This window comes from Amycolatopsis coloradensis (assembly GCF_001953865.1).
Classification (GTDB): Bacteria; Actinomycetota; Actinomycetes; order Mycobacteriales; family Pseudonocardiaceae; genus Amycolatopsis; species Amycolatopsis coloradensis.
In genome coordinates this window covers 516,813-540,227 of sequence record NZ_MQUQ01000005.1, presented here as the reverse complement: position 1 = coordinate 540,227, position 23,415 = coordinate 516,813, and the positions used below count along the sequence as shown (strand labels likewise).

General features: G+C 67.2%; 23 protein-coding genes, 1 tRNA gene and 1 pseudogene. 5 read left to right on the top strand and 20 right to left on the bottom strand.

Features of this window, described 5'->3' with window-relative positions:
- Both BS329_RS12125 and BS329_RS12120 read right to left on the bottom strand, forming a co-directional pair.
- Positions 1 to 1,263 carry a sulfite oxidase gene (locus tag BS329_RS12125; RefSeq protein WP_208619197.1) on the bottom strand — a complete coding sequence of 421 codons (1,263 nt, stop codon included), beginning with the start codon at positions 1,261 to 1,263 and terminating at the stop codon, positions 1 to 3.
- A gap of 130 nt (positions 1,264 to 1,393) precedes the next feature.
- Entirely contained in the window at positions 1,394 to 1,609 is a 216-nt protein-coding gene (locus tag BS329_RS12120; protein WP_076159422.1) for a hypothetical protein, read from the bottom strand.
- Between the two features lie 91 nt (positions 1,610 to 1,700).
- On the opposite strand from BS329_RS12120, the gene BS329_RS12115 reads away from it, so the two are divergent.
- On the top strand, positions 1,701 to 1,994 hold the full coding sequence (locus BS329_RS12115) for a hypothetical protein (protein WP_076159419.1): 294 nt from the start codon (positions 1,701 to 1,703) through the stop codon (positions 1,992 to 1,994).
- Between the two features lie 24 nt (positions 1,995 to 2,018).
- Here BS329_RS12115 and BS329_RS12110 read toward each other — a convergent pair.
- The 4 genes from BS329_RS12110 to nfi all read right to left on the bottom strand — a co-directional run bounded on the left by BS329_RS12110 (position 2,019) and on the right by nfi (position 5,121).
- Positions 2,019 to 2,092, bottom strand: a tRNA-Leu gene (locus BS329_RS12110).
- A gap of 246 nt (positions 2,093 to 2,338) precedes the next feature.
- Positions 2,339 to 3,667, bottom strand: a complete 1,329-nt coding sequence (locus tag BS329_RS12105) for an NAD(P)/FAD-dependent oxidoreductase (protein WP_076159416.1) — start codon at positions 3,665 to 3,667, stop codon at positions 2,339 to 2,341.
- A gap of 84 nt (positions 3,668 to 3,751) precedes the next feature.
- Positions 3,752 to 4,444 carry a uracil-DNA glycosylase gene (locus BS329_RS12100; RefSeq protein ID WP_076159413.1) on the bottom strand — a complete coding sequence of 231 codons (693 nt, stop codon included), beginning with the start codon at positions 4,442 to 4,444 and terminating at the stop codon, positions 3,752 to 3,754.
- Positions 4,441 to 5,121, bottom strand: coding sequence for a deoxyribonuclease V (gene nfi / locus BS329_RS12095; protein ID WP_076159410.1), 681 nt, complete (start codon positions 5,119 to 5,121; stop codon positions 4,441 to 4,443). Before nfi ends, BS329_RS12100 begins: the two co-directional genes overlap by 4 nt.
- 28 nt (positions 5,122 to 5,149) lie before the next feature.
- Between nfi and BS329_RS12090 the strand changes: the two genes are divergently transcribed.
- Complete coding sequence (locus BS329_RS12090) at positions 5,150 to 6,646, top strand: S10 family peptidase (protein ID WP_076159407.1); 1,497 nt, start codon at positions 5,150 to 5,152, stop codon at positions 6,644 to 6,646.
- 339 nt (positions 6,647 to 6,985) lie between these two features.
- Positions 6,986 to 7,738 (top strand): hypothetical protein, encoded by a 753-nt coding sequence (locus tag BS329_RS12085; protein WP_244197112.1) that lies wholly within the window; start codon positions 6,986 to 6,988, stop codon positions 7,736 to 7,738.
- An 89-nt stretch (positions 7,739 to 7,827) separates the two neighbouring features.
- Here the strand turns inward: BS329_RS12085 and BS329_RS12080 are convergent, their stop codons facing one another.
- The 12 genes and pseudogenes from BS329_RS12080 to BS329_RS12025 form a co-directional block, all read right to left on the bottom strand.
- Positions 7,828 to 9,549 (bottom strand): S8 family serine peptidase, encoded by a 1,722-nt coding sequence (locus tag BS329_RS12080; RefSeq protein WP_076159404.1) that lies wholly within the window; start codon positions 9,547 to 9,549, stop codon positions 7,828 to 7,830.
- Positions 9,550 to 9,589: 40 nt separating this feature from the next.
- The gene (locus tag BS329_RS12075; RefSeq protein ID WP_076160239.1) at positions 9,590 to 10,588 is read right to left on the bottom strand and encodes an ABC transporter ATP-binding protein; all 999 of its coding nucleotides are present in this window, start codon (positions 10,586 to 10,588) and stop codon (positions 9,590 to 9,592) included.
- On the bottom strand, positions 10,581 to 11,573 hold the full coding sequence (locus BS329_RS12070; protein WP_076159401.1) for an ABC transporter ATP-binding protein: 993 nt from the start codon (positions 11,571 to 11,573) through the stop codon (positions 10,581 to 10,583). The genes BS329_RS12075 and BS329_RS12070 overlap by 8 nt, the downstream gene beginning before the upstream one ends.
- Positions 11,574 to 11,579: 6 nt before the next feature.
- Positions 11,580 to 12,533 (bottom strand): ABC transporter permease, encoded by a 954-nt coding sequence (locus BS329_RS12065; RefSeq protein WP_076159398.1) that lies wholly within the window; start codon positions 12,531 to 12,533, stop codon positions 11,580 to 11,582.
- Entirely contained in the window at positions 12,526 to 13,452 is a 927-nt protein-coding gene (locus BS329_RS12060; protein WP_076159395.1) for an ABC transporter permease, read from the bottom strand. Before BS329_RS12060 ends, BS329_RS12065 begins: the two co-directional genes overlap by 8 nt.
- A gap of 93 nt (positions 13,453 to 13,545) precedes the next feature.
- Complete coding sequence (locus tag BS329_RS12055) at positions 13,546 to 15,162, bottom strand: peptide ABC transporter substrate-binding protein (protein ID WP_076159392.1); 1,617 nt, start codon at positions 15,160 to 15,162, stop codon at positions 13,546 to 13,548.
- Between the two features lie 257 nt (positions 15,163 to 15,419).
- Positions 15,420 to 16,373 carry a Ppx/GppA phosphatase family protein gene (locus BS329_RS12050; protein WP_076159389.1) on the bottom strand — a complete coding sequence of 318 codons (954 nt, stop codon included), beginning with the start codon at positions 16,371 to 16,373 and terminating at the stop codon, positions 15,420 to 15,422.
- 23 nt (positions 16,374 to 16,396) lie between these two features.
- Positions 16,397 to 17,492: pseudogene (locus tag BS329_RS12045) on the bottom strand (lytic transglycosylase domain-containing protein).
- A gap of 183 nt (positions 17,493 to 17,675) precedes the next feature.
- Positions 17,676 to 18,191, bottom strand: a complete 516-nt coding sequence (locus BS329_RS12040) for a DUF501 domain-containing protein (protein ID WP_208619196.1) — start codon at positions 18,189 to 18,191, stop codon at positions 17,676 to 17,678.
- 18 nt (positions 18,192 to 18,209) lie between these two features.
- On the bottom strand, positions 18,210 to 18,572 hold the full coding sequence (locus BS329_RS12035) for a septum formation initiator family protein (RefSeq protein ID WP_143253000.1): 363 nt from the start codon (positions 18,570 to 18,572) through the stop codon (positions 18,210 to 18,212).
- 186 nt (positions 18,573 to 18,758) lie between these two features.
- Positions 18,759 to 20,045: a phosphopyruvate hydratase gene (eno, locus tag BS329_RS12030; RefSeq protein ID WP_076159383.1), complete on the bottom strand. Its 1,287-nt coding sequence runs from the start codon at positions 20,043 to 20,045 to the stop codon at positions 18,759 to 18,761.
- Between the two features lie 104 nt (positions 20,046 to 20,149).
- Positions 20,150 to 20,629, bottom strand: coding sequence for a VOC family protein (locus BS329_RS12025; protein ID WP_076159381.1), 480 nt, complete (start codon positions 20,627 to 20,629; stop codon positions 20,150 to 20,152).
- Positions 20,630 to 20,701: 72 nt separating this feature from the next.
- Between BS329_RS12025 and BS329_RS12020 the strand changes: the two genes are divergently transcribed.
- Positions 20,702 to 21,115 (top strand): tetratricopeptide repeat protein, encoded by a 414-nt coding sequence (locus BS329_RS12020; RefSeq protein ID WP_076160233.1) that lies wholly within the window; start codon positions 20,702 to 20,704, stop codon positions 21,113 to 21,115.
- 3 nt (positions 21,116 to 21,118) lie between these two features.
- Here BS329_RS12020 and BS329_RS12015 read toward each other — a convergent pair whose 3' ends face one another.
- The gene (locus tag BS329_RS12015) at positions 21,119 to 21,688 is read right to left on the bottom strand and encodes a helix-turn-helix domain-containing protein (protein WP_076159379.1); all 570 of its coding nucleotides are present in this window, start codon (positions 21,686 to 21,688) and stop codon (positions 21,119 to 21,121) included.
- 54 nt (positions 21,689 to 21,742) lie between these two features.
- Here BS329_RS12015 and BS329_RS12010 point away from each other — a divergent pair, with 54 nt between their 5' ends.
- Positions 21,743 to 22,663 (top strand): NAD(P)/FAD-dependent oxidoreductase, encoded by a 921-nt coding sequence (locus tag BS329_RS12010; RefSeq protein ID WP_076159376.1) that lies wholly within the window; start codon positions 21,743 to 21,745, stop codon positions 22,661 to 22,663.
- On the opposite strand, the gene BS329_RS12005 is transcribed toward BS329_RS12010, so the two are convergent.
- Complete coding sequence (locus BS329_RS12005) at positions 22,636 to 23,343, bottom strand: lysozyme family protein (RefSeq protein WP_076159374.1); 708 nt, start codon at positions 23,341 to 23,343, stop codon at positions 22,636 to 22,638. The genes BS329_RS12010 and BS329_RS12005 overlap by 28 nt on opposite strands.
- Positions 23,344 to 23,415 lie beyond the last annotated feature (72 nt).

The following is a 23,415-nucleotide window of genomic DNA, read 5'->3' as shown; positions in this document are numbered from 1 at the left end:
TCACACCACCCGGACCGGATGCCGGACGACGGCGTCGAAAAGGTAGCCCTGCGTATTGTGCGGGGTGACGTCCGGCTGGGTGACGCCGATGATGTCCGTCGCCCGTGCCCGCAGGGTGTGGCTACCGGAAGTACTGGGGCGCCAAGGGATTTCCCAGCGTTGCCAGCCGCGATCCGCCGCCGCGCCCACGAACCTCGCCCGCCGCCAGCCGTCACCGGTGCTCACTTCGACCCGCCGGATCCGGCCGTTGCCCGACCACGAACGGCCACTCAGCACGTGCCTGCCACCGGCCGTGAACTCGGCATTCCACGGCAGTTCGAAGGCGCTCTTGACCACCTGCCGGGTCACGACCGTGCCCTCCGCCGGGTAGCCCGGCCCCAGCAGCCGGTAGTACTGCGTGTTCCACGGCGAGACCAGCGGCGTTTCCGAGACCTCGATGCGCCCCAGCCATTTGATCGACGAGATCCCCACCCAGGACGGCACGACGAGCCGCACCGGATGCCCGTGGTCCGGCGGCAGTGGACGCCCGTTCATCTCATAGGCCAGCAAGACGTCCTGCAACGCCTTCGCGACCGGCAGCGGACGACGCACCTTCCCCAGGTTGACCCCGCCAGTGACGTAGTCGGCGTCCAAGCCCTCCGGCAGGACGTCCACCGCGTGCCGCGTCAGCCCGGCCTTGGCCAGCACCGTCGAGAGCCGGACACCACACCAGCGCGCGACGCCGATGGCGCCGAGTTTCCACGCCGTCCCAGCCACCGTCTGTCCTTGCTGACCGGTGAAGTGACTCCGGCCGTTGCCCGCGCATTCGATGGCGGCGGTGATCGCCTCCGACGGCAACCGGAGCAAGTCGGCGTAGGTGAACTCGACCGGCCTGTCCGCTGTCGGCGCGCCGCGCAGCCCGGTGCCGAAGAGTTTCAGACTCCAGGTGCCGGCGTCGATCGACGGGGTGGAGGTGTGGTTTCGCACGAAGAACCGGTCGACCGGCGTGAGATAGCCCTGGCCGCTCAGGGCCTCCCACCGCGTTTCCGCGTTGGTGCCGTAGACCTCGAAAAGCTCCGGCGGCAAGGGCTTCACGATCGGCGAGGCCGCCGACGCCGTCGCCGCCGGGAGCGCGCCAAACGCCGTCAGCGCGAGTGAGCCACCGGCCGCCAGCCGGAGCAGCCCGCGCCGCGACATCCCGTCACCTCGCGCCTGCCCCGCACGCCACTGCGCGAGCCGTGTGCGGTCGTAGGTGGCTTCGTCGGTCAGGCCGGTTCCGGTCATGGCGACCATTGTCGGCGGCGGCCGACCGTGGGAACCAGGACGTCCACAGAGCGGAACCGGTCGTGCCCAGAAGGGCGGCCGTCCTCCTGGTTTCGCTCAAGTGGTGATTCCGGCCTCCCCCGTCACGACATCACAGGACCTCGACGTACTTCACCCAGATGCAGAGCCCGCTGTCCCATTGCACGTCGACCTGGAACAGCACGCCGTCGGTCTGGACCGCGGTGTTCTGAACGGTCATCACGGCGTTCCCGATGAACTCGGTGTCACCCCCGCCCGCCTCGGCGACCGAAAGCACGGTTCCGTGGCCGGGACGGAGACCGCCGAGGGGCAGCCAGAGATTCCTCAAGCCCTGAATACCGCAGTACAGCGCTCGTCCACCGTGGGCGGTTCCGGGAGCGAGAGCGCTTCGGTCGCCTTTCGATGACGCCGCCGACGCCGTGCGACGCGCCATCACCTGGTTTCAAGCCGAAGGCGACGTCTGTCATGTCGCCGTCGAGGTACTACTGCGCTTCGGCAGGCCTGTCGAAGCGGCCACCTTGGAGGCCGCGATCTTCCACCGCGCGGACCAATGGGGATTGGGCCGGACGAGCGTCTCCCAAGCCGGTGACGGTCACTATGAGGCCGAATTGGCCGAAACGCTCACCCCGGCCCAACGCCTCGCCGCGGAAGCCGAGGACGTCCGCCTGAATTGGACGGAAGTGATCGAACTCGCCGACGTGAAGTGGAGCTGACGATCGTGGCGGGGATGGTGTGAGTGCCCCGGACGGGGATCGAACCCGCACTGGGTCGATTTTAAGTCGACTGCCTCTGCCAGTTGGGCTACCGGGGCACCGACAGCCTAGGCGATGAGCGTCAGTTCGCCGCCTCGGTACGCCGATATTCAAGCCAACGAAGGCCGAGCTCGTTCCAAACGGCCTGAGGCGCGATGCAGAACCTGAGTTCGTCACGTAACCGGTGGCGAGCGGAACGGCGGGTACTGACTTCCGCAATGCCCGCACCGACATACCCTGAACGCCGTGAAGGCCTCCTTCCCTACCTTCAGCGTAGGAATGGAGGCCTTCACGGAGCTACGGGCTCAGGACTTCGACAGCCTGTCGAACTCTTCGCGCGGGTTGTTGATCTGGCCGAGCGAGATGACCTCGCGCCGGAACAGGCCACCGAGCATCCAGTCGAACAGGATGCGGATCTTGCGGTTCCACGTCGGCATCGCCTTGAGGTGGTACGCGCGGTGGAAGAGCCAGGCCGGGAAGCCCTTGATCTTCAGGTTCAGCGCGTCGGCGACACCCTTGTGCAGGCCGAGGCTGGCCACCGCACCCAGGTTCTTGTGGTAGTAGTCCTTCGGCTTGCCGCCGCGGATCACCTTGATGATGTTCTTCGCCAGCAGACGCGCCTGGCGAACGGCGTGCTGCGCGTTCGGCGGGCAGGTCGCGGTCGGGTCCTGCTCGGTACGCGAGAGGTCCGGCACGGCGGCGTTGTCACCGGCGGTCCAGACGTCGGGGTGCCCGACGACCTGCATCGCGGCGGTCGCTTCGACGCGGCCACGCTTGTCCAGCGGCAGATCCGAGCTGGCGAGCACCGGGTTCGCCTTCACACCGGCGGTCCAGATGATCGTGTCGGTGTCGAACTCGGTGCCGTCCGAAAGCACGACGTGGCCGTTCTCGAACGACTTCGCGGCTGTCGACAAATAGACTTCGATGCCGCGCTTCTCGAGCTGCTCGACGGTGTACACACCGAGCGTCTCGCGCACCTCGGGGAGGATCCTCCCGGCCGCCTCGACGAGCACCCAGCGGATGTCTTCGACCTTGAGGTTCGGGTAGTAGTGCTCCACCGCGAAGCGGGTCATGTCCTCGAGTTCGGCGAGCGCCTCGATACCGGCGAACCCGCCGCCGACGACGGTGAACGTCAGCAGGCGCTTGCGCTGCTCGGGATCGAGCGTGCTGGCGGCCTCGTCCAGCTTCGTCATGACGTGGTTGCGCAGGTAGATCGCCTCGCCGATGGTCTTGAAGGCGATACCTTCTTCGACCAGGCCGGGGATCGGCAGGATGCGCGCGACAGCGCCGAGCGCGACCACGAGGACGTCGTAGTTCAGCTGCTCGACGTGACCGTCGGCGGCCTCGACCGTGACGGCCTTGCGGTCGTGCTCGATCTTCGTCACCCGCGCGGTGAGCACGTGGCAGCGCTTGAGCACGCGCCGCAGCGGCACGACCACGTGCCGCGGTTCGATCGCACCGGCCGCCGCCTCGGGCAGGAAGGGGGCATAGGTCATGTGCGGCTGCGGATCAACGACCGTCACGGACGCTTCGTTGGCCCGGAGCATCTTCTGAAGCCCGTACGCCGTGTAGAGCCCGACGTACCCACCACCAAGGACGAGGATCCGTGTCGGTTCCGACTTAACACCAGCCATATTCCTATAGTCGCACCCATCAGCTGAGATCGCTCGCAGACCCCATCCGGCTGTGACCAGCGTCGCCACGGTTTCCGCACCGATTCAGTTCAGGCCGGCCGCCGAGGTCGCGGAGGCCAGGACGTCGCACACCATGTCAAGGGTCAGGCGACCGGTCTGGACATTGCGCTGCGACACGTGATAACAGCCGAAAAGGCGCAGGTCGCCGAGTTCCAGTTCGACTCCGTGACCGAACTTCGGGCGTGGCGCGGGGACCGGCCAGCCCGCCTCCGCGAGCACCGGCAGCAGCGCCTGCCAGCCGAACGCGCCGAGCACCACGACGGCCTTCAGCGTCGGTTTCAGCAACGTCAGCTCTTCGGCAAGCCAGGATCGGCAGGTGTCCCGTTCCTCAGGTGTGGGCTTGTTGGCGGGTGGCGCGCATCTCACCGGCGAGACCATCCGGGCCCCTCGGAGCTCGAGACCGTCACCTATCCGGGTCGACGTCGGCTGCGACGCGACCCCGACCCGGTGAAGCGCCTTGAAGAGAACGTCACCGGACGGGTCGCCGGTGAAGAGACGGCCGGTGCGGTTCGCGCCGTGTGCCGAAGGGGCGAGACCGACGATCGCCAGCGAGGCGTCCGGCGGGCCGAAACCGGGCACCGGCCGGGCCCAGTAAGTCTCACCGGCGAAAGCCGCGCGTTTGACCACGGCGATCTCCTCGCGCCACGCGACCAGCCGCGGGCAGGCGCGGCAGCCGACGACCTCGGCGTCGAGTTCGGCGAGCGAGCGGAACCTCATGACGCTTCTTTCAACGCGGCGCGGCAGAGGCGGTCGGCTTGCCTGGTCGTCTCCGGCTGGCGGAACGCGGGCGACAACCGGAGCACCTGTCGGCACGCGTTGTCCAGCGAGATCTTGTGGCCGACGGAGACGTAAACGGGTTTCACATCGTCCTGGGTGCGCAGGACCATGCCCACGACCTCGCCGTCGTCCACCAGGGGTTCCTTGGCACCGCGTTCCCGCCCTGGCTCGCCGTGCTTTCCGATGAAGCGGGTCTTGCCGACACCGAGGGTCGGCAAGCCGGTCACGACGCCGACGTGGCATGCCAGCCCGAACCGGCGCGGGTGAGCCAGCCCGTGCCCGTCGCAGACCAGGAGGTCCGGACTGTGGTCGAGCGCGCGAAGGGCATCGAGCAGCGGGGGCAGCTCACGGAAGGCGAAAAGACCCGGTTCGTACGGAAAGGAGACTTCGGAGACGACGGTCCGCTTTTCCACGACGCGGAAATCGGTGGTGTCGAGAGTGACCGCGGCGGCGGCGATGAGGCCGCTGCCCTCGTCGTAGGCGACGTCCAAACCGGTGACCGTCAGGATCTGTTGTGGGCAACGATCCTCGCGATCGACCAGGCCGCGCAGCGTCTCCTGGATTTCGATCGCTTCGGCGGTCGTGTTCGGGCGATCATGCGCCGTGACGATGTCCACCGGTACAGACTGCCAGTAAGTTGGGATCATGCCGGACACCGATCCCGAGGAAAAGACCACCGACGAGAAGGACACCCCGTCGGTGGAAACCAAGGTCGAACCGATCGACGACCTGGTCACCACGAAGCACACGCTGACGCTCAAGCGCAAGAAGCTCGCGTACACCGCCCAGACCGGGCGGATCGTGCTGAGGAAGGAGGTCATCACCGACGGCAAGTCCGAGGGCCACAAGCCCAAAGCGGAGGTGTTCGTGACCTCCTACACGCTCGACGACGCGGACCCCGGCTCGCGCCCGGTCACGTTCGCGTTCAACGGCGGCCCCGGCTCGGCGAGCGTCTGGCTGCACCTGGGTCTGCTCGGACCGCGCCGCGTGCTGTCCGGCGACGTCGACGACCCGGTCGCGCCGCCCTACGGGCTGACCGACAACCAGGAAACCCTGCTGGCGCACAGCGACCTGGTGTTCATCGACCCGGTGTCGACCGGCTATTCGCGCGCTGTCGACGGCGAGAAGGCCAAGGAGTACCACGGGTACACGGCCGACATCGAGTCCATCGGCGAGGTGATCCGGCTGTGGGTCTCGCGCAAACAGCGCTGGCTGTCGCCGAAGTTCCTGGCGGGCGAGTCTTACGGCACGCTTCGCGCGGCCGGGCTGGCGGCGCATCTGCAAGAGCGCCACGGGATGTACCTGAACGGCCTACTGCTGATCTCCTCGGTGCTGGACCTCGGCACGCTGCGGTTCACCGAGGGCAACGACCTCCCGTACACGCTCTTCGTTCCGACGTACGCGGCGATCGCGCACTACCACGGCCTCCACGGCGACCGTCCGCTCGACGACGTCCTCGCGGACGCCGAGGACTTCGCCGCCAAGGAACTCCCCTGGGCCCTCGCGCGCGGTGCCCGTCTGTCCACACAGGACCGCGCCGACGCCGTGTCCACGCTCGCTTCCCTGACAGGCCTGAGCGAGTCCTATGTGGACCGGGTGAACCTGCGGATCGAGCACGTCCGGTACTTCACCGAACTGCTGCGGGACAAGGGTCTCGTCGTCGGCCGGATGGACGGCCGGTTCACCACCTGGGAGCCGGACGGCGGCCGCGAGCACATGAGCGACGACCCGTCGATCTCGCGGATCATCGGCGCCTACGCCGCCGGACTCAACCATTACGTGCGCGCGGAACTGGGTTACGAAAACGACCTGCCGTACGAGGTCCTTTCGACGGACGTGTTCAAGGCCTGGTCGTACTCGGACTTCGAGGGCCGCTCGGTGTCCTCTGTGGACTCACTCGCCTCGGCCATGCGCTCGAATCCGCATCTGCGGGTGCATGTCGCTTTCGGTCACTACGATGGCGCGACACCTTACTTCGCTTCAGAACACGTTCTGGCGCGGTTGCAGATTCCCGAGGAACTGCGGGAGAACATCGACACGGCCTACTACCCGGCCGGGCACATGATGTACGTGAACGAGGCGTCTCGGGTGCAGCAGTCGAAGGACCTGGCGAAGTTCGTGAAGGCCGCTTCGGGGAAGTAGCTCGCCTCGGGCCGCCTCAAAGCGTGTTATGAACGGACCTTTCATAACAGATTTTGTTATGAAAGGTCCGTTCATAACAGCCACCACAGAGTTTTTGTCGGACCTACGCCCGACTCTGTCCAGGTGCACATCGCAAGCTCATCCTTCACAGAAGCCTACCTACTACAACACAGCCGACACGGCGTGATCCGGGTGGCGGCCCTCGAGCGATTGGGCATCACTCCGATGACGTCGTATCGAAGATGTCTGCCTGGCGGCAGATGGACACACCTACTACCAGGCATCGTCTTGCTGTCCAGAGATCGACCATCGGCGCGACAACGTATCGAGGCCGCGCTCATGCACGCCAACGGCTTCGGCGTACTCACAGGTTTCGAAGCAGCGCGACGCTACGGCCTCCAGAACGTACCGCCGGATCGGTCGGTTCACCTCCTGATACCAGAGAAACATCGTGTCAACAGCGCGAAGTTCGCGCTGGTCGAGCGAACCATCCACATGCCGACGACACGAATCATCGACGGTATTCCTGTTGCGGCACCGGCCCGCGCGGTACTCGACGGTGTACGCCGCATCAGGGAACTTGATCCTGTTCGCGCGCTACTGATCGAGGCCGTCGAGTCCGGGCACTGCACGACACCCGAGCTGATGGACCAACTCGACTCGGGCAGCAAGCGAGGGACAGCGACACCTCGGGCGGTCCTGAAAGAGATCAGCACCAACATCAAGTCCGTACCCGAGGCGATCGCCACGTCGGTCTGGACGCAGGCTGGACTCCCTCCCGCCGAACACAACGTCAAGATCTACGATCCGCGAGGAAACTACATCGCCATGCCGGACGAGTGGTGTGATGAGGTAGGACTGGCCTGGGAGGTCGACTCCTTCGACTTCCATTTCAAGAAGGCTGACTTCGCGAAAACCATCGACAGGAACAATCGCTACGCCGCAGCTGGGATCGTCGTTGTGCAGACGCTCCCTTCGCGTCTGCGGACCGAACCTGATGCAGTCGTCGCGGAGCTCCGCTCGGCCTTCCGCGCGGCATCCCGCCGACCTCGACCGAACGTGGTGGTCGTCCGCCAGGACCGGGCCGCTTGAGCACCACCGGCTGTTATGAACGGACCTTTCATAACAAAATTTGTTATGAAAGGTCCGTTCATAACGCGTCCGACTATCGCCAGGAGGGATCAGCCGCGTAGGTATTGGGAACCGCGGGTGACGGCCGACCAGGCGTCCACCGCACCGTGCCCGTAGAAGCCGTTGAACGAAGCGTCACCCGTGCACGTGGCGGTGAACGAAGCGTCCCGGCCCTCCTTCAGGTAGTCGACGGTCCGCGGCACCGGGCAGGCGATGTCCGAAGCCGTGCCTTCGAGGACACGCTGCACCGCGTCCGGGTTCAGCCCGAAGTCGCGCGACCCCTTGCCGTACTGCGAAACGATGAGCGCGGCGACACCGGTCGCGTGCGGCGACGCCATCGACGTCCCCTGGAGCCACTGGTAGTAGCCGACGCGGCCGTCGGCGGCGGTCGCCTTCTGGATACCGGCGGTGACACCGTCGGGGGTGACGTTCCCGGCCGCGTCGATGTTGCCTTCCGCGACGCCGACGTTGCGCGGGTAGGTCGAGAGGATCTGGTTCTCGACCGTGCGGTGCCACGGGGTGCCGAAGTAGTCACGGAAGTAGCCACCGGGCGCGGAGACCGAGATTTGCTCGACGCCATAGTTCGAGTAGTCCGCCTTCGCCTGCGAAGGGCCGAAGGACGAGACGCCGATCGTGTGCGGGCCTTCGATGGGCAGCGAGAGGCAGCTCGCGTTGTCGATCTGCCGCGGGTGCGTGCTGTTCGACGGGTAGCCGGGGCTCGAAGCGTCCGGCTGCGGGGCTGCGAGGTCGCTGTGCTGGTTGCCCAGTGAGACCACCTGGGTGACGCCCTTGCGGTGCGCGTAGTTCAGCGCGCGGGTCGTCGCCTCGATGATGGTGCGCTGCTCAGCCTGCTCCGCGGCCGAGTCGGCCGGGTTGGACGCGCAGTTGTAGAGCCAAGGGTCCGTGTAGAAGCTCATGTTGACGACGTCCACACCGGCGTCGCCGGCGTAGGTGATCGCGTCCACGGTCGATTGCAGGAAGAAGAAGCCCGAGTCCTGGCCGGCGCGGATGTTCACCAGCGTCACGTTCGGCGCGACACCCGAGACACCGAAGCCGTTCGCGGCGGCGCCGATGGTGCCGGCCACGTGCGTGCCGTGCCCGTTGTCGTCGTGGTTCGCCGGGTCGACGCAGCTGCGATATTCACACGGTCCGTCGACCACGGCGCCGTTGACGTCGGAGACGATGTCCTTCGTGAAGTTCCGCGACGCGGCGAGGTCGAAGTTCGGCGCGATGTCGGGGTGGCTCCCGTCGACGCCGGTGTCGATGACGCCGACCTTCACGCGCTTGTCACCCGGCTGCTTGGTCCGCGAAAGGTCCGAACGGACGGACTTGAGCCCCCACAGCTGATCGTCGAGCGGGTCCATGCCGACGGCCTGCGGGTGCGCCGGCTTCTTGGCCGACGCGGCGCCGCGGCTCTCCTTCTCCACGAGATTCGGCTTGACCTTCGCCTTGCCGGTCTTCGGCGCGGTGCCGATCGGCTTCGCTTTGGCCGCCCCGAAAACCGAGCGGTCCGCGGAGACCCGTTCGGCGAAACCGTTGGCGGGCGCGGTCGCGGTGATCAAGCCGACGGCGGCGTTGCTCGTCACGACGGTGCCCCCGGCGGCGCGGATCGCCTTCTCGACCGAAGCGACACTTTGCCCTTCACGGGCCAGAACGGAGAATTCGGTCGCCGCACCGGAAAGCCGTGGCTGCGCGGACGCCATCGGAGCCGCGACGATCGCACCGAACAACGGTACCGCGAGCGCGATGACAAGAGATCTCGATCTTTTCATTTCCTGCCTCCTGAAGAAAACGATTCATGAAACCACACCGTCAGGGAACGACGGTTTTCTCCTCCGCGAAATGGCAGGCGGACAAATGCCCACCGGTCCGCGTGATCAATTCGGGTTCCCGATCCGCGCAAACGTCCTGCGCCTTCCAGCACCGCGTGCGGAACCGGCAGCCCGACGGCGGATCCAGCGGACTCGGGACGTCCCCTTCCAGGCGAATCACCTGTCGCTGCCCGCGCAAAGCCGGGTCCGCGACCGGAACCGCGGACAGCAGCGCCTGCGTGTAGGGATGCGACGGATGTTCGTAGATCTCCTCTTCCGTGCCCATTTCCACGATCTTGCCGAGATACATCACCGCGACCCGCGTGGAAAGGTGGCGCACCACGGACAGGTCGTGTGCGATGAACACGTAGGAAAGGCCGAATTCCTTCTGCAATTCACCGAGCAGGTTCATCACCTGCGCCTGGATCGAAACGTCCAAGGCGGAAACAGGTTCGTCACAGATGATGACCTTCGGCCGCAAGGCCAGTGCCCGCGCGATCCCGATGCGCTGGCGCTGGCCACCGGAGAACTGGTGCGGATAGCGGTTGATGTGCTCGGGATTCAGCCCGACGACGTCGAGCAACTCCCGCACCTTCGCCGCCCGCGATCCCTTCGGCGCCACCTCGGTGTGGATCTCGAAGGGTTCGCCGATGATGTCGCCGACCGTCATCCTCGGGTTCAGCGAGGTGTACGGATCCTGCAACACGACCTGGATTTCGCGCCGCAGCTTCCTGAGTTCGGCTCCCCGCAACGCGAAGATGTCACGGCCTTCGAAGGTCGCGAGCCCGCCCGTCGGCTCCTCCAGCCGCATCAGCACCTGGGCCAAAGTGGACTTACCGCAGCCGGATTCCCCCACCACGCCAAGGGTTTCCCCCGGCATGAGATCGAAGGAGACCCCGTCGACCGCCTTCACGTGGCCGATCGTGCGTTTGAAGAGGACCCCGGCTCGCACGGGGAAGTACTTCACCAGGTTCTCGACCCGCAGAATGGGTTCAGACACGACCACTCACCACCTCGTCGGCGAAGTGGCACGCGCTGACCCGGCCGAAACCGAGGCTGTGCAGGGCGGGCCGCTCGGACTCGCACCGGCTCTGCGCCCGCGGGCAGCGCGGATGGAACGGGCAGCCGGGCGGGACGTTCAGCAGGCTCGGCGGCAGGCCCTTGATGGTCTCCAGCGTCTGTCCTTTGAGGTCGAGCCGCGGCAGCGAGGCCATCAGCGCCTCGGTGTAGGGATGCCCCGGCGAACGGAACAACTCGGCGACGTCGGCCTGTTCGACGATCCGGCCCGCGTACATCACCGCGATCCGGTCGGCGACCTCGGCGACCACCGCCAGGTCGTGCGTGATCAGGATCAGCCCCATCCGCCGTTCGGCCTGGATCTCCGCCAGCAGGTCCATGATCTGGGCCTGCACGGTGACGTCCAGCGCGGTCGTCGGCTCGTCCGCGATCAGCAGGTCGGGGTCGAGCGCGAGCGACATCGCGATCATCGCGCGCTGCCGCATCCCGCCGGAGAACTGGTGCGGGTACTCGCGGATCCGCCGGGCGGCGGCCGGGATGCGGACGGTGTCGAGGAGTTCGATCGCCCGCTTGCGAGCGTCCTTTTTGGACATGCCGAGCCGGACCCGCAGTTGTTCCTCGATCTGGAACCCCACGGTGAAGACCGGGTTCAGCGCGGAAAGCGCGTCCTGGAAGATCATCGCGATCTCCCCGCCTCGTACCTCGCGCCGCCGCTCTTCGGTGGCGGTGAGCAGATCTTCGCCTCGATACCGGACGGCCCCGCCGGTGACGACGGCGGGCGGGCTGTCGAGGATCCCCATCACCGTCTGCGCGGTCACGCTCTTGCCGGAGCCGGATTCTCCCAGCACGGCAAGGGTTTCCCCGGCGTGTACGGAGTAGTCGACACCGTTGAGCACGGTCGCGACACCATCGGACGTGCGAAATTCGACGTGGAGGTCTTCCACCTCTAGCAGTAATTCGTCGGACACAGCAGATCACCGGGCCTTCGGGTCGAGCGCGTCGCGGATCCCGTCACCGAGCATGACGAACGCGAGCACGGTGACGGTCACGAACCCGGCGGGGAACAACAGCATGTGCGGGTTCACCCGGAAGTAGTCCCGTGCGTCGCTGATCATCACGCCCCACGAAACGACCGGCGGCCGTACGCCGACACCGAGATAGGCCAGCGTCGCCTCCGCGCCGATGAACGCGCCGAGCGCGATGGTCCCGTAGACCAGCACCGGCGCGACCGTATTGGGCAGCAGGTGCCGGAACACGATGCGTGGCGTGCTCGCGCCGAGCCCGCGCGCGGCCTTGACGTAGTCGAGTTGCTTGGCCACCAGCGTCGCCGACCGCATGATCCGCATCGCCACCGGCCAGCTCAGCGCCGCGATCGAGAACACCACCTGCACGATGATGGTGACCGCGCCCGGATTCGTGCCGGGGGCGTTGAACGTCGTGAGGATGACGATCGCGCCGAGCACGAACGGAAGCGCCGCGAAGATGTCGCCGATCCGCGAGAACAGGCTGTCGACGAGACGGCCGTAGTACCCGGCGACGATCCCGACGATCGAACCGATCAGGATCGTCAGCACCGTCGCGAACACACCGACCAGCAACGACGCCCGCGCGCCGTGGATGGTCCGCGCGTAGACGTCATAACCCTGGTTGTCGTAACCGAACCAGGCGTCCCCGGACGGCCCTTCGTTGGCGTGGGTCAGATCGCTGAACCCGGCCGGACGGGAACTGAACAGATCGGGCACGATCGCGATGAGCACGATGAGCGCGATGATTGCGGCGGAGATGATGAAGGACGGCCTGCGGCGCAGCATCCGCCAGGCGTCGCCGCCGAGACTGCGTGGCTTGTGCGCCAGCGCGGAATCATCGGCGACACCGGCGGCCGCGATGTCCACAGAGGACACCTTACCGGCCACGTTCGGGTCAGTCATAACGGATCCTCGGGTCGAGAACGGCATAGAGCAGGTCGACGATGAGACTCACCAGCAGGTAGACGATCACCAGCAGGACGACGACGCCGGTGACGGTGGCGCCCTCCCGGTTCTGGATACCGCGGAAGATGAGCCCGCCGATGCCGTTGATGTTGAACACGCCTTCGGTGACGATGGCCCCGCCCATGAGCGCGCCGATGTCGGTGCCGATGAAGGTCAGCACCGGGATCACCGAGTTCCGGAGCAGGTGAACGCCGACGACCCGGCTGCGTGGCTGCCCTTTCGCGACGGCCGTGCGGACGTAGTCGGCGTGCCGGTTCTCCGCGATGCTCGTTCTGGTCAGCCGGGCGATGTAGGCCATGGACAGGCTGCCCAGCGCGATTCCGGGCACGATCAGTTCGCCGATCGTGGCGTCCTCGGACACGCTCGCGTCGATAATGCCCAGTTCCGATCCCAGGATGATCTGCAGCACGATCGCGGTGACGAACACCGGGATCGAGATCAGGAACGTGGTGGACATCAGCACGAGGTTGTCGAGGAAACCCTTGCCGCGCAGGCCGGTCAGGATGCCGGCGGACAGCCCGATGATCGCCTCGATGGCCACCGCGATGAGCGCGAGCCGGACGGTCACCGGATAGGCGTTCCCGATCAGCTCGCCGACCGAGACACCGTTGAAGGTCTCACCCCAGTCGCCGGTGAACAGGTTCCCGAGGTATTTGAAGTACTGGACGAAGATCGAATCGTCGAGGTTGAACTTCGCGGTCATCATCTCGATGTAGGCGGGCGGGCAGGCGACCTGACCGCATTTGCCGGCGAACGGGTCACCGGGCACCGCCCACACGAGGGCGTAGATGAGGAAAGTGGTGCCGAAGAAGACCGGGATGAGCTGGAGCAGTCGTCTGAGGATGTACTGGGACATGGGCGTGCCGTCCTGGGGATCGCGTGGTGGGAGCCGGGGTTCCGGCGGGCCGGGAGCGGTGATCCGCCGCTCCCGGCCCGCACGACCACGCGGTTACTTCGCGGCGACCTCGATGGACGAGTAGTCCGCGAGACGGCCGAAGTCGAGCTTCGCGACCTTGAGCCGGTTCGACTTGCCGCCGACGCCCTTCTCCTCCCACACGGGGATCTGCGGCAAATCCTTCGCGATCAGGTCCTCCGCCTGCTGGTACAGCTTGATTGCGGCCGCCTTGTCGGCGGTCTGGTCCGCCTGCTTCAGCAGCGCGTCGACGGCCGGGTTGTTGTACGTCGAGTCGTTCGACGAACCGGTGCTCTTGTAGCGCGGGTTCAGGTAGTTCTCGATCGACGGGTAGTCGGCCGACCAGTCGGACCGGCCCATCCCGGTCAGCTGCCTGCCGTTGACGATGCTGCGCCACTGGCCGAAGTCGGTCGCCGGGACGAAGTCGCATTCGACGCCGAGCGCGTTCTTGATGCTGTTGCACGCCGCGACCAGCGGTTCCTTGCGTCCGCCGTCCGCGTTCGAGGCGATGGTCAGCTTGCCGGTGTAGCCGGATTTCGCCCAGAACTCCTTGGCCTTCACCGGGTCGAACTTGCAGAACTCGCAGACGCCGGGCCGGTAGCCCTCGATACCGCGTGAGACGTAGCCGTCTGCCGCCGCGTAGGTGTCGTTCATGACGGTCTTGACGATCTGCTCGCGGTCGATCGCGAGCGCGATCGCCTTGCGCAGGTCGAGGTTGTCGTAACCCGGGACGTAGTACGGGACGGCGAGCGCGGCGATGCCGAGCAGTTTGCCTTCCACCAGACGATCACCGAGGTCGGTCTTGTACTTCCCGCCTGCCTTCGCCGCGGGCGGGAGCGCCTCCATGAAGTCGAGGCGGTTGCTCAGCAGGTCCTGGTACGCGGTTTCCTGGCTGGTGTAGATGCGGACTTCGAGGTCCTTGAACTTGACCTTGTCCTCGCCCTGGTACTCGTCGTACCGCGTGAGCTTCATGTTCTGGTTCGGCGTGCGCGAAACGAACTTCAGCGGCCCGTTACCGATCGGGGCCTTGGCGAACGCCTCCGGGTCGGCGAAGAACTTGTCCGGCAGGGGCGCGAAGGCGAGATAGCCGATCTTGGTGGCGAACACCGAGAACGGGCCCTTCAGGGTGACCTGGAACTCGTGGTCGTTCACGATCTTGAGCCCGGACATCTCCTTGACGGCCGGCTCTTTCGCGCTGATCTCGTCGTAGCCCTGGATCTGCTCGAAGAAGGCCGCGTTCTGCATGCCGTTCTTGCCGTTCGCGCTGTAGTTCCACGCGTCGACGAAGTTCTTGGCCTTGACCTCGGTCCCGTCGTGGAACTTCCAGCCCTTTTTGATCTTGATGTCGAAGACCTTGGAATCGGTCGTGGTGATCGATTCGGCCATCAGGTTGTACGGCTCGGCGGTGTCGGATTTGTAACCGACCAGCGCCGAGAAGGCCGGCTTGAGGGCTTTGGACCCGCCGAGTTCGTTGGTGTTGGCGGGAATCAGCGAGTTCTCCGGCTCGGTGCCGTAAACCGAGACCGCCGCGTTGGCGTCGGCGGCACCGGATCCCTTGTCCTGACTGGACCCACCACCTCCACAGGCCGTCAGCAGCAGGGCCGCCGTGGCCACCACCGCCGTCGCTCCCCAGAACCCGCGTGAAGCCCGCATGTCCCCTCCAACTCTCGTCGTCGGATAGTCCGGCGGGCGCTGGTCGCGCCCTACCGCCCAGAAGGTGAGACGACGCTATGGGACAGGTGAACCCGATCACAGTGCGTTGGTGTTGCAAATGTGTGACGGTGTGCCGGACCACCCGGTTAGAGCACAACGTTGGTAGCAGCAAGATGCCACCGAATGGCCTAATCCGGACTGGAGGTCACCAGGTGATCACCCAAAGAAATGGCTTCATGTAAGAGAAAACCCCGGCTTCAGGCCAGTGACAGCGCGATCCCGTCGAGGATGTCGTGCTCGGAGATCACCATTTCGCCGGGACCACTGCGCGTGGCGAACTGCTCGGCCAGTACTTGCACGATCACCGAGCCACCGCCGATGACGTCGACCCGGCCGGGGTGGATCACCGGGTTCGCGGCGCGCGTCGCGTGATCGGCGGTCAGCAGCGACCGCGCGACACGGTCGATGTCGGCGCGGGAGAGCTTCGAAAGGTGGGTGCGCTCGGAGTCGTACTCGGGCAACCCCTGCGCCACGGCGGTCAGCGTCGTGACCGTCCCCGCGACGCCGATCCACGTCTTCGCGGTCGAGACGTCCACGACGTCGAAGGCCTCGGTGAGCACCTTGGCGGCCAGCTCCCGGGCTTCGGCGATCTCGGCCGCGGTCGGCGGGTCGGACTTCAGCGCGCGTTCGGTGATCCGGACGCAGCCGATGTCGACCGACTTGGCCGCGCTGACCTCGGCCTGGCGGCCGTCCCAGGTGCCGACCACGAGTTCGGTCGAACCGCCGCCGACGTCGACCACCACGAACGGGCCGTCGTCGGGATCCTGTTCACCGACAGCGCCGGTGAAGGACAGCCGGGCCTCTTCGTCGCCGCTGATGACTTCGGCCTCGACGCCGAGCACCTCGCGCGTCATCGCGAAGAACTCGTCGCGGTTGCTCGCGTCGCGGGTCGCCGACGTCGCGACCATACGGACCTTCTCCACGCCTTTGCGGCGCGCGGCGATCGTGTAGTCGGCCAGCGCCTCGCGGGTGCGCTCGAGCGCCTCGGGGGCCAGCTTGCCGGTGGCGTCCACTCCCTGGCCGAGGCGGACGATCCGCATCTCGCGGTGCAGGTCACGCAGGTCGACCGTCCCGTCGTGGCGGGGCGTCAGCTCGGCGACGAGCAGGCGGATGGAGTTGGTCCCACAGTCGATCGCGGCAACACGAGGCATGCCCCGAGCTTAGACAATGCCGATCAGTAGGGGTCGATGGCTTTGCTGCTCGTTGACGTCACCGTCGTCGTCGTGGTGGTCGTCGTCGGCGAGGAACAGGTCGTCGGCGGCGGTTTCGGAGTCGTCGTAGTGGTCGTGGTCGTCGGGCTCGGGGTCGTTGTCGTCTCCGTCACGGTGACCGGCGAGCAAGGCGGCTTCGGGGCCGACGTCGGCGATTTCGACGACGAGGGCGAGTTCGAAGACGGCAGCGAAGTCGAAGGCGGCGGCGTCACCGAACCGGGCGGCGTCGACGGCACCGGAGGCGGCGGAACCGAAGCGGGCGGCGGCGCGGCCGCGGCGTTCGGGGCGCCGATGGGCACCTTGCTGTCCGGGGTCGGCAGCACGCCCGTGCGGTAGGCCTCGGCCCAGATCAGCACGGTGTTCACGTAGGTGTCGGAGTTGTTGTAGCGGAACACGGCCGCGCGCAGCTGATCCGGTTTGGACAGATCGAGCCCGCCGGAGCACAGGTACCGGCCGGTGCCCAGCGCCGCGTCGAAGATGTTGTTCGGATTGGACTCGCCGTCGCCGTTGCCGTCGGAGGCGTAGCCCTTCCACGTGGANNTCCGGGATGGCCGCGAACGGACCGGCGCCGTTGAGCTGCGGGCCCAGAATGGGTTCGAGGGTGTTGCCCTTGGCGTCCACGAAACCGCCGCGCGCGTGATTGGACTCGATCCGGCCGATACTCGCGATCAACGCCCAGTCGACATGACAGCCGGGCTGTTCGGCGATGAGGACGTCGGCGGCGTTGCGGTACGCGGCGAGCGCGGTGACCGGGATGCCGAGCGGTCCGCTCGGGAGCTCGTCCGCGGGGAGCGGGAGCGGGGTCGGCGCGTTCGGCAGGCTGCCGTCGACACCGATCTGATGGACGAGCGGGTTCTTCGGGTCATAGCCGCCGACGAGAGCGATGTCGCCGGAATGGATCGTGCTCGCCGTCGCGGCCCAGCTGCCCGCCCCGACGACCGCGGCACCGGCCGGGACGATGGCGAGGACACCTCCGGTCACCGCGGCGATCGTGCGGTGCCGGAGACAGAGTCTCCGGACATGACCGGTCACCGCGCCTGGCACGTGCCTCACGCGCATACCTCAGAACCCTCCTGGCGGATCACGACTCGGCGATCCGTTATCTGCCCACCCCGACAACCCACGACCGGTGCCCAGCCTGCCGCATGTGGTGACCGGTTTCACCCCATCGGGCAGGACAGTTGGTCGACAACGGGTGAATTAACCCACCTGGAGGAACTATCTGTACAGCGGGGGCAGGCGTTACCCCTGGCAATCACCCGACGGCCACCCGTTCGCCTTGAGCAGCGCGAGGGTTTCGTCCCCGAACGGGTTGACCGCGGAACCGACGGCGAGCGTATGCGCCAGGTGGACGTGCAGGCACTTGACGCGTCCTGGCATCCCGCCCGCGCTGACCTCGTGGCCGAGCGAGTCGATGGCGTCGCGTTCGGCGAGATAGCTCTCGTGGGTCCGCTGGTACGCGGCCGCCAGCTCGGAGTCCTCCGCGAGCCGGTCGGTCATTTCCTTCATCAGCCCGGACGCCTCGAGCGTGCCGACCATCGAGGTCAGCTTCGGGCAGGTCAAGTAGTAGAGCGTCGGGAAGGGAGTGCCGTCGTCGAGGCGGGGGCTGGTCTGCACGACCGACGGGTGGCCGCTCGGGCAGCGCGCGGCGACGGCGCGCAGCGCACGGGGTGCCCGGCCGAGCTGTTCCGCGATAATTTCGCGGTCGGCGTCGGTCACAGGTTCATAAGAAGACTCTTCCGTGCTGTTCACGACCATAAGGCTAAAGGGAGGGTTTCAGTCGCCCGCGACCTGATCCCACAGCTTCTCGTACCAGGAACCCGCCGGCACCGGCTGCTGGCCTTGTGGCTGCCCCTGCTCGGGCGCCTTGTCCTCGGGGAGTTGCACGATGTACGGCGTCTCGCCAGGCTTCACGAAACCGAAGCGTTTACGGGCCTCCGCCTCGATCTGCGCGGGGTCGCTCAGCTCGGCCTTGCGCCCTTCCAGGTTGGCCACGGTCCGTTGCAGTTCGGACTGAAGTCGTTGCTGCTCGGTCACCTCGGACTTCTGGCTGAGGTACGTGCGCAGCGGGACGGCGATGGTGAACGCGAGCGCGCACACCACGATCGCCACCACCGCGGCCCGGCGGGTGGTGGACATGCCGAGCACCTTCGCGGCACCCGACGCCCTCTTCGCCGCCAGGCTGCGGCGCAGCCGGGTTCGGGCGCGGACCTCCGTGGTCGTCGTGCGGCGGGCACGCTCGGGTCGGCGGCCCCTGCCGGAGCCACCGCCTTCCGCGCGCCCGTTACGACGGGTCCGCGCCCTCCCCCGGTCCGCCATGGCCGGTTACGCCTCGGGGCTGAACCGAGGAAAAGCCAGGTCGCCGGCGTAGCGCGCCGCGTCGGCGAGGGTCTCCTCGATCCGCAGCAGTTGGTTGTATTTGGCGATCCGCTCACCGCGCGCCGGGGCGCCGGTCTTGATCTGGCCGACACCGGTCGCGACGGCGAGGTCGGCGATGAAGGTGTCCTCGGTCTCGCCGGACCGGTGGCTCATCATCGACTTGTAGCCGTACGAAGTGGCCAGCGAGATCGCGTCGAGGGTCTCCGACAGCGTGCCGATCTGGTTGACCTTCACCAGCAGCGCGTTGGCGGCGCGGCGGGTGATGCCCTCTTCGAGGCGGTCCGGGTTGGTGACGAACAGGTCGTCGCCGACGATCTGGACCTTCTCGCCGACCTCGGCGGTCAGCTGGACCCAGCCGTCCCAGTCGTCCTCGCTCAGCGGGTCCTCGATGGACACGAGCGGGTAGTCGCGCAGCAGTTCGGCGTAGTAGGCCGACATCTGCTCGGCGCTCTTCTTCGCGCCTTCGAACGTGTACGCACCGTCGGAGAAGAACTCCGTCGCGGCGACGTCGAGCGCGAGCGCGACGTCGCGGCCCGGGGCGTACCCGGCCTTCTCGATCGCCTGAAGGATCAGGTCGAGCGCTTCGCGGTTGTTCTTCAGGCTGGGCGCGAAGCCGCCTTCGTCGCCGAGTCCGGTGGCCAGGCCGCGGCCCTTCAGCACCGACTTCAACGAGTGGTAGACCTCGGTGCCCCAGCGGAGGGCCTCGCGGAACGACTCGGCGCCGATCGGCGCGATCATGAATTCCTGGATGTCCACCTCGGTGTCGGCGTGCGCGCCACCGTTGAGGATGTTCAGCATCGGCACCGGCAGCACGTGTGCGTTCGGCCCGCCGAGGTAGCGGAACAGCTCCAATTCGGCGGAATCGGCGGCCGCCTTCGCGACGGCGAGCGAAACGCCGAGGATGGCGTTCGCGCCGAGACGGCCCTTGTCCGGCGTACCGTCGAGGTCGACCAGCTTCTGGTCGACGATGCGCTGGTCGACGGCGTCGGTGCCGACCAGGTCCGGGCCGATCTCGTCAAGGACGGCCGCGACCGCGCGCTCGACACCCTTGCCGTTGTACCGGCCGGTGTCGCCGTCACGCAGCTCGACGGCTTCGTGTTCGCCGGTGGACGCACCCGAGGGGACCGCGGCCCGCGCCAGCGTGCCGTCGTCGAGAGCCACCTCCACTTCGACCGTCGGGTTGCCTCGCGAGTCCAGAATCTCGCGAGCGCCTACCTGCTCGATGAGCGCCACGCCATGCTCCTCATGTGGGTTGTGCCTGCGGTGACGGGCTCAGCCTAGCCGTCGGCGTGGTTCACCCGTTGGAGGCACGCGCCACATAGCGCGCTCCGTAAGGCTTAATCCTCGGCGACTGGTTCACCTGCGCGGACTTCCCGCCAGCCCGACGGCAGCTCGACGGTGTCGGAGAACTGCTGCCAGAACGTCCAGCTGTTGCCGCCGATGTCGGACACCGTGAACACGCGGGCGCCGTAGGGCTGGTCCTGCGGCGCGTCGAGGTCGGCGTCGTCGCCGAGAGCGGCGCGAATCCGCTCGTACTGCGCGTCGGCGTCGGCGACGTAGATGATGTTCAGCTGGCCGACCGGCCCGTCGACGCCCTTGGCGTCCCAGTATTCGGGTCCGACCCCGGCCAGCTGGATCTTGGCCGGGCCGGCGCACAGCGTGGCCTGGAACACCTCGCCGGAAGCGTCGGCGAAGCGCACTTCCTCGGTGAACCCGAACACCCTGACCAGCCACGCGACCGCTTCGGTCGCGTCGGAGTAATAGAGGTACGGCGCGAGACCGAGGTAGCCGGGCTCGCTTTCTTCGGCACTGCTCATGGCAGGACAGTCCACCATGACCGTTTCAGCTCCTCGTGAACGACCCTGCCCAGGGGTATCGTGGAGCGGACCATGATGGATGCCGAACCCGACCCCGAACCCGGTCCGGACTCGTCCGGCGAATCCCGGTTCCGTGCCTTCCGGCAGGCGGAGGCGCTGGTCGAAAGCCGCAGACCGCTCGACGCCCTCAAGGCGCTCCAGCCGTTGCTGGAGGAGGAAACCGACAAACCGAGCGTGCAACTGCTGGCGGGCCGCGCGTACTTCCACTCCGCGCAGTTGCGGCGGGCCGAGCGCGCTTTCACCCGGGTGCTGGAACTGGACCCCACCGATCATTACGCGCGGTTCGTGCTCGGACGGACCCTCCAGCGCCTCGGCCGGTTGACCGAGGCGCTCGCGCAGATGCGGATCGCGTCGGCGATGCATCCGATCCCGGAATACCTGGAAGCGATCAGCGAGGTCAGCGCGCGGATCGCGTTGCGCGACTGACTCTCATGTGGACCTGGCCCGCAGGTGGGCCCGCTCGCCCTGCTTGCCGAACAGCACCAGCAGTTCCACCGGCCCCGGCCCCGCGCTCCCGAACCAGTGCGGCACCCGCGTGTCGAATTCGGCGGCCTCACCCGGCCCCATCGTGAAGTCGCGGTCGCCGAGCACCGCCCGCAACCGTCCACTGAGGACGTACATCCATTCGTAGCCCTCGTGCGTCCGTTGCACCGGTTCGATGTCCTCGACCGGGATCAGCAGTTTGAACGCCTGCGGCTGGCCCGGCTGCGCGCTCAGCGACCAGGCGGTGAACCGGCCGAATTTCTGCGGTTTCATCCGGACCCGCGGATCGGACGGCTCGGGTTCGCCGACCAGTTCGTCGAGCGGGACCTGATGGGCCTCCGACAACGTCAGCAGCAGTTCCAGGGTGGCCTTCCGCGTGCCCGATTCGAGCCGCGAAAGCGTACTGGCGGAGATCCCCGTCGCCTCCGAAAGCGCGGAGAGGGTGGTGCCGCGTTCCTTGCGGAGCAGCTTGAGCCTCGGGCCGACCTCGGCGAGCCGTCGTTCGATGTCCTCCATTTCTCCAGTTTGCCAAACCGGCAATGAACTTTGCCAGATCTCCGTCGAAATCGGATGCTCGGAACCATGAAGAACGAATTCGATGTGGTGATCATCGGTGGCGGCGTCGCCGGCCTCAGCGCGGCACTGGTCCTCGGCCGGGCACGGCGCGAGGTCGTGGTGATCGACGCGGGCACCCCGCGCAACGCCCCGGCCGCGCACGCGCACGGTTTCCTGACCAGGGACGGGATTCCCCCCAAAGAGCTACTGGCGCTAGGCCGCGCCGAAGTCCGCGGGTACGGCGTGGAGATCGTCGAGGACGTCGTCCACCGGTTGCGGCACGACAAAGCGGTGGAACTGGCGAGTGGCCGGGTCATCAGGGGACGCCGGATCGTGGTGACCACGGGACTGGCCGACGAGCTGCCGGACGTCCCCGGCGTCGCGGAACGCTTCGGCACCGACGTGCTGCACTGCCCGTACTGCCACGGCTGGGAGGTGCGCGACCAGCGCTTCGGCGTGCTCGCCACCTCCGAGAAGTCGGTCCATCAGGCGCTGATCGTCTGGCAGTGGAGCAAGGACCTGACCTTCTTCACGCACACCCGGCAGATCTCGGCCGACGACCGGGCGAAACTGACCGGGCTTGGCATCCGGATCGTCGACGGCAAGGTGTCCGAACTCGCCGTCGAAAACGACCGGCTGGCCGGGGTCCGGCTGGTCGACGGCGAACTCGTCGAACGCGATGTCGTGTTCGTCGGCCCCAAGTTCGTGCCACACGACCGGCTCCTCTCCCAGCTCGGCTGCGCACGCGCCGAAGACGGCTCGATCACGGTGGACGCGCAGGGCCGGACGACCGTGGACGGCGTCTGGGCGGCCGGGAACGTCGTCGATCCGATGGCGCAGCTGGTCGTCGCGGCGGGCGACGCCTACCGGATGGCGTCGGCGCTCAACTTCGATCTGGTGCTCGAAGATCAGGGCGCGACGCTGGCGTCCGCGTAGGCGTCGGCCGCGCTGAAGACTTCCTGGACGTACGGGACGGCGGGGTTGAACACCCGCATCGACTTCCACCAGCCCTCCGGGGTGGCGATGTCGTCGCCGGCGGCGCACAGGTAGCGGGCGGTGGCGAAGGCGGCGTCGTCGAGGTTCTTCGGATCCGGCTGTTTCCCGTCGCTGGTGGCCCGGATGGCCTGTTTCGCCCAGACGTCGGGCGCGAGCATGATCGGGCCGAGTCTGCCCTGTGCCGCTTCGACGCGGGAAATGCCGGCGAGGGTCGCCCACGAGAGGTGACAGCCCGGCTTCTGCCGCCGGAGCCACATCTCGGCCCGGCCGTACGCGGACAGTTCGGTGACGGAGATCCGGGTCTTCGCGGCCACCCGGTTCGCCCAGGTCTCCAGTTCGGCCGCGTCGGAAACGGTGGGCCGGTCGGGTGGCGCGGCGAGCCCGGCTCGCGGCGTCGCCGCCCCGGGCTGCGGCTTCTGGTCGGGCACCGCGAGCGCGGGCTGCGGTTCCGCCGGCGGTGGCGGCTCCTCCCCGCCCGGCCGGTTCATCCCCACGGTCATGATCAGAATTACGCCGGTGAGCACGAGGCCACCCGCAAAGGCGAGCCTGGGGACGTACGGCGGCAGAGGGCGTGCTGGGTGCTCCGGGGCGTCGACACGCGACTGGGTGGTTTCGGCCACCCGGCCAGACTACTTCGCCACGCTGCCAGGGGTTGACCCATTCGGATGAGCAAACCAGCCGAAGGTGAACCG

Excerpts from the sequence above, each read along its gene's own strand:
- BS329_RS12100 (WP_076159413.1), bottom strand. The coding sequence starts at position 4,444 with ATGAGGTTCCGCTCGCTCGCCGAACTCGACGCCGAGGTCGTCGGCTGC.
- BS329_RS12025 (WP_076159381.1), bottom strand. The coding sequence starts at position 20,629 with ATGAGCAGTGCCGAAGAAAGCGAGCCCGGCTACCTCGGTCTCGCGCCG.
- BS329_RS12080 (WP_076159404.1), bottom strand. The coding sequence starts at position 9,549 with ATGAAAAGATCGAGATCTCTTGTCATCGCGCTCGCGGTACCGTTGTTC.
- BS329_RS12015 (WP_076159379.1), bottom strand. The coding sequence starts at position 21,688 with ATGGAGGACATCGAACGACGGCTCGCCGAGGTCGGCCCGAGGCTCAAG.
- BS329_RS12085 (WP_244197112.1), top strand. The coding sequence starts at position 6,986 with ATGCACGCCAACGGCTTCGGCGTACTCACAGGTTTCGAAGCAGCGCGA.
- BS329_RS12105 (WP_076159416.1), bottom strand. The coding sequence starts at position 3,667 with ATGGCTGGTGTTAAGTCGGAACCGACACGGATCCTCGTCCTTGGTGGT.
- BS329_RS12060 (WP_076159395.1), bottom strand. The coding sequence starts at position 13,452 with ATGTCCCAGTACATCCTCAGACGACTGCTCCAGCTCATCCCGGTCTTC.
- BS329_RS12035 (WP_143253000.1), bottom strand. The coding sequence starts at position 18,572 with ATGTCCACCACCCGCCGGGCCGCGGTGGTGGCGATCGTGGTGTGCGCG.
- BS329_RS12090 (WP_076159407.1), top strand. The coding sequence starts at position 5,150 with ATGCCGGACACCGATCCCGAGGAAAAGACCACCGACGAGAAGGACACC.
- BS329_RS12050 (WP_076159389.1), bottom strand. The coding sequence starts at position 16,373 with ATGCCTCGTGTTGCCGCGATCGACTGTGGGACCAACTCCATCCGCCTG.
- BS329_RS12010 (WP_076159376.1), top strand. The coding sequence starts at position 21,743 with ATGCTCGGAACCATGAAGAACGAATTCGATGTGGTGATCATCGGTGGC.
- BS329_RS12020 (WP_076160233.1), top strand. The coding sequence starts at position 20,702 with ATGATGGATGCCGAACCCGACCCCGAACCCGGTCCGGACTCGTCCGGC.
- BS329_RS12125 (WP_208619197.1), bottom strand. The coding sequence starts at position 1,263 with ATGACCGGAACCGGCCTGACCGACGAAGCCACCTACGACCGCACACGG.
- BS329_RS12040 (WP_208619196.1), bottom strand. The coding sequence starts at position 18,191 with ATGGTCGTGAACAGCACGGAAGAGTCTTCTTATGAACCTGTGACCGAC.
- BS329_RS12065 (WP_076159398.1), bottom strand. The coding sequence starts at position 12,533 with ATGACTGACCCGAACGTGGCCGGTAAGGTGTCCTCTGTGGACATCGCG.
- BS329_RS12055 (WP_076159392.1), bottom strand. The coding sequence starts at position 15,162 with ATGCGGGCTTCACGCGGGTTCTGGGGAGCGACGGCGGTGGTGGCCACG.